Here is a 13,776-nt window from a genome sequence, read left to right on the forward strand (position 1 = left end):
CGAGAGCCTGACGAGGTCTGACGAACTCTCGCACCTCACTCGTCCCATCCGTAACTCTGGTTACGAAGTCACGTAGGGCGGAGGCACGTGCCCGGCGCTGCCGGCATCGGCCGCGACCAGCAGTGTGCTCGTGAGTGCGAACGCGAACCCCGTGCTGCCCGGCTGCCCTTCAGGCGGAGCTGGGCCTCCCCCTCCCGGAACGACACCAGCATCGAACGCGCGGCTGCGGTGAGCGCGAGCAGCACTGACGCAGCACCGAAGCAGCACTGAAGCAGCACTGAAGCAGCACTGAAGCAGCACTGAAGCAGCGCGTGATCCAGCGATCTCAGAGGAGTCCCATGCGCCACAACACCCGCAAGCGCTCGAAGACGACCCGCCGGGCCATCGCCGCCGTGGCGGCGACCGCGCTGGGGGCCGGGGGGCTCGTAGTGGTGAACGTGTATGCCTCGGCCGGTGAGAACGGGAGCGGCAACACGACCAAGAGCTCGCCCCGGAACCAAATCGGCCAAGCCATGGCGGCGGGGGCCGCCACCATCGACTGCCCCGACGTCAGTCCCCGGCTGCGACAGGTGCCCGACAGTGCCAGGGCTGAGGTCGACAGGGAACTCGCGTCGCTGGACCAGCAAGTCGCGGACGCCTACCAGCGGTTGCGGAACTCGGCCCAGGCGATACGACAGGACGGCGACTTCGCCGACAACGCGATCATGGGCCCGCTGAAGGCCAAGCGGACCGCGACCATCGACCGCATCGCGATCGCCATCGGCCGCACGGCCGACCGGCCACAGGGACTGGAGTCCCTTGCCGCCTGCACCCTCCAAGCCGCCGGAAACCAGGCCGGCACCGGCGAGGGCGGCGAAAACCAGAACGGCCAGGACCCGGGCCCGGGGAACGAAGAGGAGAACCCCGCCAACAGTGGACAGTTCGGCAACGGTCCGTTCGCCGCCGACTTCGTGGACATCACCACCGTCCAGCCCGACGTCAGCAGCCCTCAGACACAACAGAACGCCTCGCTCGGCAAGTTCACCACGGACTGTGGGGTGAACGAGAACAAGCTGTACAACAGCGACAACATCATCGTCGCGCCCGGTGTGGACAACGGAGCTCACCACACGCACGACTACGTCGGCAACCAGGCCAACGACGCCTTCGCCGGCGACGAGGACTTCGCGGGCGGCGAGACCAGCTGCCAGAACCAGGGCGACAAGTCGTCGTACTACTGGCCGGTGCTCCGCTTGCAGGACGGCACCAAGGAGTTCGACGCCGATCAGCCGGGCGGCGGTGCCGAGGGCAATACCGGAAGGATCCTCACTGCCTCCCAGGTGACCCTGGAGTACGTGGGCAACGCGAGCAGCAAGGTCGTGGCGATGCCCAGGTTCCTGCGGATCATCACCGGCGACGCCAAGGCGTTCACCAACGGAACGGCCAACGCCAACGCCGCCTGGAGCTGCACCGGCTTCGAGGACCGGCAGTTGACGGACAAGTACCCGACCTGTCCCGAGGGCAGCAGTGTGGTCCGGACTTCCAAGTTCCAGAGCTGCTGGGACGGCCGGAACACCGACAGCGCCAACCACCGCGCGCACGTCGCCTTCACCGACCCGAAGACCGGGGCCTGCCCGACCGGCTTCAAGGCCATTCCGCAGCTGGTGCAGCGCCTGGTGTACGACGTGGACGCGCCGAGCCTGAACGACAACGGCCGGTCGAGCGCCTTCTACGCGGTGGACGGCTTCCCGGAGCAGATGCACAAGCCGATCACCGACCACGGAGACTTCGTCAACGTCTTCGACGAGCAGCTGATGAACACCATGGTGGAGTGCATCAACACCGGTCAGGAATGCCGGTGACCGGTATGCGCTGAGCCACCGGCCGGACCCGTCCGCGGCCATCGCTGCCGCAGACGGGCCGGCGCTGGTCGTGTCCCGGTTTGTCGCCCCACTTGCGCTGCGGTGACGGGGCTGGGGCCAAGAGCCAAGGGGGCAGATCGGTTGCGCCGGGCATGGCCACTGCCGCGAAAACGGACGCGTCGCGGGCCCTCTCAGCGCTGTGTTGCTGTTTTCAGCGCGAGACGCACGTGGTGCTCGATGGGCTGGTGCCTGGCTGTCCGGTCTTTCACCGTGTGGCCGCTCTCATCACGCGCAGCGGGCGCAGCACCCGGCGGGCGACGAACCAGCCGAGGCCGACCGAGACCGCCGTCATGACGCCGAGGGCGATGGCGGAGCCGATCAGGACTTCCCGGAGTGAGGGTCGTGCGCCGGGGCCGGCCGCTGCTCAGGCTCCGTGTGTATCAGTCGGGGGTAAGCGCGAGTTCGGTAGGAACGCGGGGTCAGGCGGTCCCGGTGTGGTGGTCCAGCAAGCGGGTGAGCACCTGCACGAACTGGTCGCGTTCGGCCGGGCTCAGCGGTGCGAGCAGTTCGTCGTGGAGGTCGTCCAGGACCTTGTCGAGGCGGCGTAGGTGAATGCGGCCTCGGGCTGAGATCGTGATGATGTTGCGGCGTCGGTCATCGGGATCCGGCGCCCGCTCGACAAGATCACGCTCGGCCAGTTCGTTGAGCACGCCGACCATGTCGCTGCGGTAGATACCGGAGCGTCTGCTCAGTTCCGCCTGGCTGGCCGGCCCGTGCTCCTGCAGTGAGGCGAGCACGGCGTAGTGCCACTTGCGGGCGTCGGCCAGGGCCAGTCCCTCGGTGATCAGCCGGTCCGACCGCGTGGTCAGCTGCGACAACAGTCGGCTCGCCCGCCGACTCAGCCTGTCGGGCGTCTTGAGCGCGCCGTCGTCGGGCAGGTCCGCGGCTTCGGCTCTGATCATGGCGCCCATCCTATCCATTGCGTTAGTCCGACTAACGATGTACGTTCATTCGCGCCGAAAACGTTAGTGCGACGAACGTTTATCGAGTGAACTCCGATGAAGGACGCTCTTGCCTACCAGAACACTGCAGATCCCCACCACAGACGGCCAGGCCGATGCCTTCGCCGCCTTCCCCGACCACGGCGAGCGGCACCCAGGGGTGCTGATGTATGCGGACGGCTTCGGCGTCCGGCCCGCATTGCGGGAGATGGCCCGTGAACTGGCCGGGCACGGGTACTACGTGCTCGTCCCCAACGTCTTCTACCGCCAGGGCCCGGCACCGCTGATCGCACTTCCCGAATACATCGGAGAAGAGGTCCGGCCCGCGCTCATGGCCCAGTTGATGCCTTTGATCGAGGCGCACACCGTCGAACGTGTTCTGAGCGACGCCGACGCCTACCTCAGGTTCCTCACCACCCAGCCCGAGGTCTGCGCCGGACCGGTCGCGGTGACCGGCTACTGCATAGGCGGCCTCCTGGCGATGCGCACCGCAGCTGCCCACCCCGGCGCAGTGGCCGCCCTCGCCGCGTTCCACGGCCCCGTGGGCGCGGACGGGCCCGACGCCTTCGCCGAGATCACTGCCCAGGTCCACCTCGGCCACGCCGAAACCGACGTGACGCCCGAGGCCCTCGGCGAGCTCAACCAGGCCCTGGACGCCGCAGGTGTCGACTACACCTCCGAGATCTACCCCGGCACCGTCCACGGCTTCACCATGTGCGACACCGACGCCTTCAGCCCTTCCGCACGGCAGCGCCACTGGGACCGGCTGCTCCCCCTCCTCGACCTCACTCTGGGCGGACTGAAACCCGTGCCGCCGCGGCTCCCTGAACTCCCGGAGAGCTGACGGCAGAACCCGGACGTCACCGAAGCTGCTGTTCGGCGGCCTGTTCCAGTTGCCGGTCGACGCGGAGCGGTCCAGCGTCGCGTCCTGTCCGCGCGACGTGGCGCTGATCCGGTGGTTGCCGGCGCGGCTGGTCTTGGTGGTTGTGTGGTTGCTGCTCAGCAGGTTGCCGCCGTCGAGGTCGTCGAGCATCAGGGTGCTGATCTGGGCGACACCACCCCGGCGGCACGACTCGGCGCCGGTCGGTCGGATTGAGGTGGAGCCAGACCCTGCCTTGGCGCCGGTGCAGGCTTGGCGGCCGCCGATGGGAGCGTCGTCCACCGCCGTGGCGAGCTGTCCCGGGTGCCGCGTCGGGCGGCCGGCGGACCTATGCGGGCTGCCCGCCCATGGACTGAGGCGCGGGGGCGGGAACCTCGCCGTGGTGCGTCGGAGGAGAAGGTGCCGGCAGCGGAGCGGGCGAGGGAGCTGGGGGCGCCAGGTCGTGCCCCTGGTTCGCAGGCACCGATGAGGGCGGTTCCTCGAGCGTGCTACGGGTCACGGACGTCACGCAGGGCAATGCGCCCAGCGCGGCGGCCTGTTCACCGGTGAGACGGGCGGTGAAACCGTGGGCCGTGTAATGGTAGGCGTGCAGCTTCTTCCCGTCCGGGACGGCGTCCAGCGCGCCGTCGTCATACGCGGCCGACGTATCACTGAGCTGCACGACGTAGATGCCCGAGTCGTTCTGCTGTCCCGCGGCCGGTGCCTCGGACAGCGCGGGCAGCACGGCACCGCTGAATACCAGGGTTCCGGCCAGGACGGGTATCAGAAGTGCGCCCACTGTCCCGCGATGCTGGTGGTTGGAGGTCAACTTGGGTCCCAATCGGTCGACTTGACATGTGTGATCTCCCCATGGATCCACTGTCACAGGAGTCGCAGCCAAATGGAATCTTGAGGTTTAAAGTTGTATCTACCCTGCACAGATGCTTCACGGGCGCTTCTCCAGGCGGCCTGCGGGACCGGCGGAACGATTCATGTGCCCGGCAGGGGGAGGGGGCCGCTTCGGTGGTGAATGGAGCCGGTGACGTGGATCTTGCGGTCCTCGACTTCCGTGACCTGGGCGGCCACGGGCAAAGTGGGTCGACGTACAGGACATCGGAGGCTCCGAGCGCGCGAGCGATGTCACACACGTAGAGGCCGATGCTGCCGCGGGCGACGACCAGGACGCGGGCGCCGGGCTTGTTCCTGAGGTGCGGGGCGACCAGGCGCCAGGACAGGGACCAGTTGTCGCTGGCCGAGGCCATGGCTACCGGGTCGAGTCCGACGGGCAGGGGTACGAGCATGGCGTCCGCCCACGGGACGCGGACCAGGTCGGAGAAGAGGCCGCCCCAGTTCCCGCCGATCGGTGCGCCGTACATGGCCAAGTGAGGGCTGCCGGGGTCAGGTGACGATCGCCGCCAATCGTCTCGGCCTTCTCGCCGATCCGGTCCGGCACAGCTCGCCGAGTACGCGCTGCTGTCTGCTGCCACCGGCGTGGCCGAGCCGGCCGGGCTGGACTTCACCGCCGCCGCGCTGCCTTTGGCGCCACCGCGCGGTCGGCCATGCACCGCCACCGCCACCGCGCTGCCGCCACCGCCGCTGTCGATCACATCGCCCCGCACCGGGGCGGGGCGTGCGGGTCAACGGCGCCACCGGCGAATAGGCAGGTACGCGGTGCAACTGCTCGCCGTCCGGGACGTGGCCAACGTGGTCTACACCACCGGATCGATTGCGGAACGGCGGTCTGATCCGTCGTTGATGGACGTGACGGATGCGGTGTGGGAGCTGACGGGCAGCGGCTGCTCGAACCAGACCACCTTGCCCGTACTCACCCGTGTCGCTCCCCAGCGCTGTGCGAGCCGGTCCACCAGGAACAGGCCCCGGCCGCCCTCGTCGTTCAGCTGGGCGTGCCGCATCCTCGGCACCAGCGACGAGTCGTCACCCACCTCGCAGCGCAGTACGTCCGTGCGGAGCAGGCGCAGGGTGATCGGTCGGGAGGCGAAGCGAACGGCGTTGGCCACGACCTCGCTGACCATGAGCTCGGTGGACTCCGCCAGGGAGTCGAGTCCCCAGCCGTGCAGTGTCCTGCGGGTCAGCCGACGGGCCTGTCGCGCGGTCTGTGGACGCGGAGCCAGGTACCAGTAGGCGACGGTCTCCGGCAGGATGCCCTCGAACCGGACGGCGAGGAGCGCGATGTCGTCGTCCCGGCCTCCCGCCCCCAGAGTGCCGAGGGCCTGATCACACAGTTCGTCCAGCGCGGGGGGCGCGGAGCCCGAGGTGGCTGCTCGCAGTCGTGCGCGCAGCCGGTCCACGCCGGTCAGCACGTCCGAGTCGCGGGACTCGACCAGGCCGTCGGTGTACAGCAGCAGGGTCGCTCCGGTCGGCGCGGGCATCTCGAAGGACTGGAACTCACCCTCACCCACACCGATCGGAGCTCCGGGCGGGACCAGCAGGACCTCCGTGCTGCCGTCGGGGTGCAGGAGGACCGGGGGCAGGTGACCGGCGTTGGCGACCAGCAACCGGTGCAGTACGGGGTCGTACATCGCGTACAGGCAGGTCGCCGTGTGTTCGCTGCCCAGACGCTCCGCCTGCTCGTCGAGGTGGTGCAGGATCTCGTCCGGCGGCAGGTCGAGCCCGGCCAGGGTCTGCACGATGGTGCGCAACTGGCCCATGATCGCGGCCGAGGTCATGGAATGGCCCATCACGTCACCGATGACCAGCGCGACCCGGTTGCCGGGCAGCGGGATCGCGTCGTACCAGTCACCGCCGACCTGCGCGGTCCGCGAGGAGGGCAGATAGCGGCTGGCCAGCAGGACTCCGGCCGGCTTGGGCAGCGACGGCGGGAGCATCGTGCGCTGGAGCGTGTCCGCGACGGACGCCTCATGCGCGTACAGCACCGCCTTGTGGATCCCGAGTGCGGTGTGGGTGGCGAGTTGTGAGGCGACGATCAGGTCGTCGGCGGTGAAGTCCGCCCGGTCGGGTCCGCGGATCAGGACGACGCTGCCCATGGCGTGGCTGCGGCCGTGCAGCGGAGCGAGGATCAGCCGTCTTCCGGGCGGCACCGCGGCGGGATCGTTCGCCACCCCCAGCAGCTCGGCCACCACGGAACGGATGCCCGGGCGGTCTCCGAACACCGGCTGCCCGGCCCGTAGCAGCTTGGCGAGCGGACCGGTGGCAGCCGGTCGCACGGCCTCTGCCGCCTGGACGGTGTCGGCGGCTGGGGGGAGTGGCCCGGTCCCACCGGTGGCCGCCTTCCGTGGCGGTGCGCGGTCCGTGGTGTGCAGTCGCAGGACGCCGTGGGGCGCGGCGGTCTCGTCACCGACCGGCAGTGGGGCGTACAAGTGAACGAACGCCACGTCGGCGAATGCCGGTACGGCCGCCTGGCACAGTTCGTGCAACGTCTCGTCGAGGTTCATGCCCCGGGCGATCTGTCGGGTCGCCGCGTCGAGGTACCGGAGCCTGTCGGTCTGCGGTTCGGTGAGGTCGTTCGGGGTGCCGCTCGGTTGTCCTGTGGGAGCTTGCGCGGCTGACCTGCGCTTCGCTCGGCCGCTGTCCTGGGAACGGGGATCCTCACCTGACTGCGTACGGGCCTTGTCGGCCTGGTCGCCGGACCCGGGTGACGGAGCGGGTGGTCGCCGTCGATGCGAGCGGGTGGCAGGTCCAGGCACCCCGGCTGCCTGCCCGCCGGTGTCTCCGTCGACTCCGAGACGCTTCGTCACGTGTTGTCCTTCCGGCCGTACGAGCCCGCGTCGGGGGCGGGCAGATCAGGCGTCGTCAGGCGGGTCGTCTGCAGCGCAGGAAGATCTGCACTTCGGGCGGGACGTCCGCGGTCGCCGGAGCGTACGTGTACGAGGACTCCTCGACGATCTCGAAGCCCGCCGCCTCGACGACCTCGCGCAGTTCCTCCCGCAGATAGCCGGACACCCGGATGGTCTTTCCGATGAACGGGATCGAGAAGTCGTCCACATCGGCCTCCACCATCGACAGCGCGAACAGGCCGTCGGGAAGCAGCAGGTGGTGGATGGTCCGCAGCGCGAGGGGAATCTCGGCGCGCGGCAGCATGAGCAGGGAGAAGAAGGCCGTCACCGCGTCGAACCGGCCGAGGTCCCGTGATCCTCCGGGCCGCAGGTCCGCGATGTCCACCTGGTGGAACACCCCGGTCGGCACGTGCTCACGGGCAAGCCCGATCATCCTGTCCGACAGGTCGACACCGACCACCTGCAAGCCCGCCTCCGCCAGTCGGCGGGCGGTCGGGACTCCGGTGCCGCATCCCAGGTCCAGTACCCGGGACCCGCCCGGGAGGGACCTGACGAGCCACTCGGCGGACGCGACCTGCCCTTCCTTGTGGGGAAAGGCGTCGTCGTACTCGTCGCCGATGGCGTCGAAGGCCTCGGCCTGGCCGGTGCGGTCTAGCCGCATGCTCCCGTAGCCAAGCTCGTCGGCAGGGTTGCTCACGGGGATCCTCCTTCTGCCTCGCCTGCAATTTTTTCACACTTGTACATACTTGGGTGGGGTCCGGACGGCTGGTCGTCGGCCGTTGCCGCGGCCTGTCCGCGGAGCCTTCCGCTGCCCTTCAGTCCCGGTGATCGTCCCCGACGACCCGGTTGACCACCCTCGTGGCCCACTCCGGCCGCTCCTCGAACCAGTCGCCGAGGTGTCGCCGGACGGCCTCATCGACACAGCCCCGCACGTCGGCGTTGCCCAACAGGCCGCGCGTCGCGCCGAGGAATTCGGGACGGTCGAGCTTCACCGACACGACTGCCGTGCAGCACTCGCCGATCCGGACGGCGTCGGGGCCGGGGTCCGCCGCACCCAGCAGTCCGCGTTGCCGCGCGTACGCGGTGACCGCGCCCACCACCCCGTCGAGGAAGCCGTCCACGTGCGTGCCGCCCTCCTGAGTGGCCCGGCTGTTGGTGAAACCCCGCACCGGTCTCTTGTGGGAGCTCATCCACATGAGGGCGACCTCCATCGTGCCTGCCATCCGCGGGTCCTCGCACTCGAAGCAGAGGATGTCCGGATGGATGCCCGCGCCTGTCTCAGCGTCGAGTGCGGCCACGAAGTCCCGCACTCCGTCAGGGAAGCGGAACAGCACCGCGCGGGCATCGCCCGCCGCACGCTCCTCGGTCAACGAGATCCCCAGACCCCGGTTGAGGAAGGCCACCTGCCGGAAACGCTCCGCCAGCACGGCGAACGAGCACTGTGTCGTCTCGAAGATGTCGGCGTCGGGCCAGAAGGTGATGGTCGTCCCGCTTCCGGTCGCGGGTGACACGGTGGCGGGCGGGGCGACCGGGACACCGCGCGCGTACTCCTGTACTCGCAGGACTCCATCGCGCCGCACCTCGGCCGTCAGCCGGCTCGACAGGGCGTTGGGGACGAGGAGTCCCGCACCAGGATGGCTCACGGCCACGATGTGCCGACCTTCTCGCTCGGGCCCGGGGCGCGGGGTGGTCAGCAGCGCTTCGAGACCCGGGGCGTCCGTGCCCCGGACAACCCCGGCCTCGAAGGGAACCCCTGGTCCGTCGTCCGTGACGCGTACACCGCCGTCGGGCGTGAGCGTGACGCTGACGAAGCCGGAACCCGTGGCCAGTCCCTCGTTCACCGCCCAGTCGACGACCTCGAACACCATCTGGTACAAGCCGCGTTCGCCGGTCGAGCCGACCCACATCCCGGGACGCTTCCGGACGGCTTCCCGTCCCTCCAGCACCTCGATACGGGCAGCGTCGTACCCCATACCTTCCCCACTCACGAAGTCCCCTCCCATGGGCGTCAGGCAGACGTCCCCAGCCTAGGCGAATTCGAGGAAAAGGCCAGGTCAGAGCTGTTTCGCTAAGGGCGTGGACGGGTGGGTGAGGACCTGCGAGGGTGCGGTCGACCCAGGAGCCACGCACCGTGCCCACAGTGCGCCCGGGGGCCCGTCGAAGCCGTGCACGCCCCTGTTTCCGACGCCCTTGAGGTCCCCGATTCCGGTACTTGGGAGGTCGTCCAGGGACGACGTCCCAATACGACCAAAACGACCAAGCGCGACCAGGGGTGACCAGGGACGGCCAGGGAGAGCCAGGGAGGCTAGATCAGCACCAGTACCTGCATCCCACCACTCGCACGTCGCTCAGGGGCCGGGCCAGATGGCGGAGGCGTCGTCGCGTTCGGGGTCGGGCAGCCTGATCGGGCGGACCGGGATCGTACGGCGGTCGTCGCCGGTCACGGCCGACCACGCGGCGGGGCGCCCGGAGTAGCACAGAGTGGTGAGGGCGAAGACGTTGTCGGCGTAGACCTCGACGTACTCGCCGATGATGAGGACGCGCAGCGTGGTGGCCGGTGCGGCCAGGACGGTCTCGCCGAGGCGGGTGCCGTCGGGGCCGGTGATCCAGAGGTTCTCGCCGTCGCAGCCCACGGCGAGGGCGGAGCGCCTGCCGTCGGTGTGGCTGCGCAGGGTGACCTCGACGGGTCCGGTGATGTCGATGTCGCCCACCGCGTGCAGGGTTGGCTGGTCGGTCTTCTCGCCGAGCCATGCGTCGAGACCGGGCCACCATTCCAGGCGCGGCGCGCGATCGCCGTGCACGACAAGGGACTTGGGCTGGGCGAGCATGCCTCGGCAGCGGTCCCCGGTGTCGGTCAGGCCGACTTGGCGGGGGGTGGTGTGCAGGACGACGCGTGAGCCGTCCGGGGCGGCGATGACGCGGGGGGCGTAGGAGCCGGTGGGTCCGAGTGGGCCGCGGCGGGTCCAGGGACCGCGCAACCGGGGGGCCGTCCAGGACTCGAAGCCACGGGTGGCGCCGATGGAGCCGATCAGCAGCCAGCTCCCGTCGTCGAGGCGTTCCAGGACCGGGCACTCCAACTCGTCCACGTCGCCCGGCGAGACCAGCGGCGGCTGGACCGTCCAGTGCTCCAGGTCGTCGGAGGTGGCCCAGCCGACGCAGCCGCCGGTTTCGACCGGGAGGGAGGCGTCGTTGGCGCAGACGGCCATGAGCCATCCGTCGCCCTCGTCGTCGCGCACGACGAAGGGGTCGCGCCAGGCCATCTGAGCGCCGGTGCGGTACCAGCGCGGGTCGGCCTCGACGACCGGTCCGGTGCCGTGGCGCCGCCAGCCGGTGCCGTCGGTGCGCTCGGAGTACGCGAGGCCGACCGACTGGACGGGCCAGCCGTCGGCCGTCAGCCCGCTCACGCCCGTGTAGAACATCGCCATTCCCGCGCCGTGCATCACGGGGTGCATGGTCCACACCGCCTGCTGGTCGAAGCGGCCCGGCAGGCCCACCCCGAACACGGGCCCCTGCGGCTTCCAGCCGACCAGGTCGGTGGAGGTGGCACGGCCGAAGGAGGTCTCCATCCGCAGGTGGTCGAACTCGGCCGTCCAGGGGCCCTGAAGGTGCAGCACCGCGTACGTGCCGTCCTCGTCCCGGAGCAGGGCGAAGTCGTTCACGCAGAGGCCGGGCGGGGCGTATCGCATGCGCATTTCCTGTCGGATCACAGCGCTCAAACGCATGCGCTGACCATCGATCAAAACGAACTCTCTTCGGAATCGGCCCAAGTAAATATGAACGCAAACGCTTGCGCAACAAGGTAGTCGGGTTTACGGTCACGTCACTCACAGATCACACCGATGTGAAACCAACGGGAGGAACTGCGCCGTGACGGCCAGCATCAACGACGTCGCTCAGGCGGTCGGCGTCTCCGCGTCCACCGTGTCCCGCGCCCTGCGCGGCCGCCCTGGCGTGTCCGACGAGGTGCGCGACCGGATCGCGGCCGTCGCCGCCCAGCTCGGCTACACCGCGTCCCGTTCCGCCTCCAGCCTGGCCAGCGGCCGCACCTACACCATCGGCGTGCTGGTCCCCTACGTGGGCCGTTGGTTCTTCGGCACGGTGCTGGACGCCGCGGAGAAGGTGTTCAGCACCGCCGGCTACGACGTGCTGCTGTACAACCTGGGCTCGCCGGAGACCCGCAAGCGGTTCTTCACCAAACTGCCGGTCCGCAAGCGGGTGGACGCCGTACTGTCACTTCTCATCCCTGACGACGATGAGTCGGCGGCGCTGCGCTCACTGGGAGTGCCGCTGGCCACCACGGTCGGCGGCACCCGGCCCGGCTTCACCGTCGTCGGCATCGACGACCGGGCCGGCACCGAAAGCGCCGTACGCCATCTGGTCAACCTCGGCCACCGCCGCATCGGAATGATCTCGGGTGCCAGCGGGCCGCTGCACTGGACCACCCCCATCGAGCGCCGCAACGCCTACCTGGACGTCCTGGCCGAGGCCGGGATAGAGCACGACGCGGCCCTGGAGGCGGACGGCGACTACACCGTCGAGGGCGGCGAGCGGGCCATGACCGAGCTGCTGGCCGCCTCCCGCCCGCCGACCGCCGTCTTCGCGCAGTCCGACGAGATGGCGATGGGTGCCCTGCGCGCCCTGCGCCGCCACCGTCTCAAAGCGCCGGACGACGTGTCCGTCGTCGGCTTCGACGACCACGAACTCGCCGACGTGGTCGGCCTGACCACCGTCGCCCAGCCGGTCGCCGAACAGGGCGCCGAAGCCGCCCGGCTGCTGCTGCGCCAGCTCGACGAACCCGGCGCCGAGCCCCCGAGGCACGTCCAGATGCCCATCCGCCTCGTCCTGCGCGAGACCACGGCCCCACCCCGGCCGCGCGGACCGCAGTGACCACGACCCCTTCTCCGAGCCCCACACCCCCACGCCTCGCACACCCGCCCGCACCACTGACCCTCGCCACAGCACGGAGGCACAGATCATGAGCTCGACCAGCAGAAGGTTCCGCCGCACAGCCTGTACGGGCCTGGCTCTCGCCCTGCCCCTGGCGGCACTGGCCGCCTGCGGCGGGGGCAGCGGTACCGACGCGTCGGCGGAGGCCGGCAGCGGCAAGGGCACCATCAAGGTCTGGGCCCACCAGGGCCAGAAGAGCGAGGACGCCGCGCTGCAGGCCGCGGTGAAGTCCTTCAACTCCGCGCAGAGCAAGATCAAGGTCGAGCTGACCCTGCTGCCCGGCAACGACTACACCAAGACGATCACCACCACCGACGCTTCCAAGCTGCCGGACGTGATGGAGTTCGACGGCCCGACCATGGCGAACTTCGTCTACAACAAGAAGCTCGCCCCGATCGACTCCTACGTCTCCGTCAAGACCATGGGCAACGCCACCGCCGCCGGCAAGGCGCAGGGCGAGATCGGCGGCAAGCACTACGGCCTGCCGATGTACGACTCCGGCCTGGGCGTCTACGGCAACAAGAAGCTGCTGGACGCGGCCGGGGTGAAGTACCCGACGAGCGTGGACGACGCCTGGACGGCGGACGAGTTCACGGCCGCGCTCAAGGCGCTCAAGGCCAAGGACTCCGACGGCAAGACCCTCGACGTCCAGGAGAACAACGGATTCGCCACCGAGTGGGGCACCTACGGCTTCGCCCCGATCGTCTGGTCGGCCGGCGGCTCGCTGCTCAAGGACGGCAAGGCCGAGGGCGCCCTCGACTCGCCCGGAGCCGTGTCGGCGCTGAAGACCTTCCAGTTCTGGAAGAGTTACGTCGACCCCAACACCGACGGCAACGCCTTCGCCAAGGGCCGGGTCGCCCTGAGCTGGGTCGGTCACTGGATGTACCCCACCTACAGCAAGGCCCTCGGCGACGACCTCGTCGTCCTGCCACTGCCCGACTTCGGGGACGGCCCCAAGACCGGCCAGGGCTCCTGGGCGTGGGGCATCGGCGCCGACAGCAAGAACGCCAAGGCCGCCGGCACCTTCATGGACTACCTGCTCAACGACGCCAACGTCACCGCGATGACGACGGCCAACGGCGCCCCGCCCGCCACCACGAGCGCGCTCGCCGCGAGCCCCCTGTACAAGCAGGGCGGACCGCTCCAGCTCTTCGCCGACCAGCTCGCCAAGCCCTGCGGTGACAGCGACATCACCAAGTCCTGCGTCGCGGTGACCCGCCCGGTGACCGCCGGATACCCCACCGTCACCGCCAAGTTCGGTGAGGCCCTCAACTCGATCTACGGCGGCGCCGACCCCGAGGAAGCCCTGGCCAAGGCCGCCCGCGCCATAGACCAGGACTTCTCCGACAACGCCGGCTACCAGATCCCGTAGG

Annotated in this window: 10 protein-coding genes and 1 pseudogene; 4 read left to right on the plus strand and 7 right to left on the minus strand. The window is 69.6% G+C overall.

The window, feature by feature from the left end:
- Positions 1 to 338 precede the first annotated feature (338 nt).
- The gene (locus tag AQJ84_RS23555) at positions 339 to 1,841 is read left to right on the plus strand and encodes a DUF1996 domain-containing protein (RefSeq protein WP_030038053.1); all 1,503 of its coding nucleotides are present in this window, start codon (positions 339 to 341) and stop codon (positions 1,839 to 1,841) included.
- A 479-nt stretch (positions 1,842 to 2,320) separates the two neighbouring features.
- Here AQJ84_RS23555 and AQJ84_RS23560 read toward each other — a convergent pair whose 3' ends face one another.
- Complete coding sequence (locus tag AQJ84_RS23560; protein WP_030038052.1) at positions 2,321 to 2,803, minus strand: MarR family winged helix-turn-helix transcriptional regulator; 483 nt, start codon at positions 2,801 to 2,803, stop codon at positions 2,321 to 2,323.
- A 109-nt stretch (positions 2,804 to 2,912) separates the two neighbouring features.
- Between AQJ84_RS23560 and AQJ84_RS23565 the strand changes: the two genes are divergently transcribed.
- Positions 2,913 to 3,686, plus strand: coding sequence for a dienelactone hydrolase family protein (locus AQJ84_RS23565; RefSeq protein WP_051869531.1), 774 nt, complete (start codon positions 2,913 to 2,915; stop codon positions 3,684 to 3,686).
- A gap of 364 nt (positions 3,687 to 4,050) precedes the next feature.
- Here AQJ84_RS23565 and AQJ84_RS43140 read toward each other — a convergent pair whose 3' ends face one another.
- From AQJ84_RS43140 to AQJ84_RS23595, 6 genes and pseudogenes are all read right to left on the minus strand, one after another.
- Positions 4,051 to 4,500: a protease inhibitor I9 family protein gene (locus tag AQJ84_RS43140; RefSeq protein ID WP_030038049.1), complete on the minus strand. Its 450-nt coding sequence runs from the start codon at positions 4,498 to 4,500 to the stop codon at positions 4,051 to 4,053.
- A 295-nt stretch (positions 4,501 to 4,795) separates the two neighbouring features.
- Positions 4,796 to 5,089: pseudogene (locus AQJ84_RS44280) on the minus strand (zinc-dependent alcohol dehydrogenase); the annotation flags it as partial.
- A 321-nt stretch (positions 5,090 to 5,410) separates the two neighbouring features.
- On the minus strand, positions 5,411 to 7,114 hold the full coding sequence (locus AQJ84_RS23580; RefSeq protein WP_079022647.1) for a SpoIIE family protein phosphatase: 1,704 nt from the start codon (positions 7,112 to 7,114) through the stop codon (positions 5,411 to 5,413).
- A gap of 358 nt (positions 7,115 to 7,472) precedes the next feature.
- Complete coding sequence (locus tag AQJ84_RS23585; protein WP_051869568.1) at positions 7,473 to 8,117, minus strand: class I SAM-dependent DNA methyltransferase; 645 nt, start codon at positions 8,115 to 8,117, stop codon at positions 7,473 to 7,475.
- A gap of 154 nt (positions 8,118 to 8,271) precedes the next feature.
- Complete coding sequence (locus AQJ84_RS23590) at positions 8,272 to 9,429, minus strand: DNA topoisomerase subunit B (protein WP_030038044.1); 1,158 nt, start codon at positions 9,427 to 9,429, stop codon at positions 8,272 to 8,274.
- A 375-nt stretch (positions 9,430 to 9,804) separates the two neighbouring features.
- Complete coding sequence (locus tag AQJ84_RS23595; protein ID WP_030038043.1) at positions 9,805 to 11,142, minus strand: glycoside hydrolase family protein; 1,338 nt, start codon at positions 11,140 to 11,142, stop codon at positions 9,805 to 9,807.
- Between the two features lie 181 nt (positions 11,143 to 11,323).
- Here AQJ84_RS23595 and AQJ84_RS23600 point away from each other — a divergent pair, with 181 nt between their 5' ends.
- Both AQJ84_RS23600 and AQJ84_RS23605 read left to right on the plus strand, forming a co-directional pair.
- The gene (locus AQJ84_RS23600; RefSeq protein ID WP_030038042.1) at positions 11,324 to 12,343 is read left to right on the plus strand and encodes a LacI family DNA-binding transcriptional regulator; all 1,020 of its coding nucleotides are present in this window, start codon (positions 11,324 to 11,326) and stop codon (positions 12,341 to 12,343) included.
- Between the two features lie 88 nt (positions 12,344 to 12,431).
- Positions 12,432 to 13,775: an ABC transporter substrate-binding protein gene (locus AQJ84_RS23605; RefSeq protein WP_030038041.1), complete on the plus strand. Its 1,344-nt coding sequence runs from the start codon at positions 12,432 to 12,434 to the stop codon at positions 13,773 to 13,775.
- Position 13,776 lies beyond the last annotated feature (1 nt).

It is taken from the genome of Streptomyces resistomycificus (genome assembly GCF_001514265.1).
Taxonomy (GTDB): Bacteria; Actinomycetota; Actinomycetes; order Streptomycetales; family Streptomycetaceae; genus Streptomyces; species Streptomyces resistomycificus.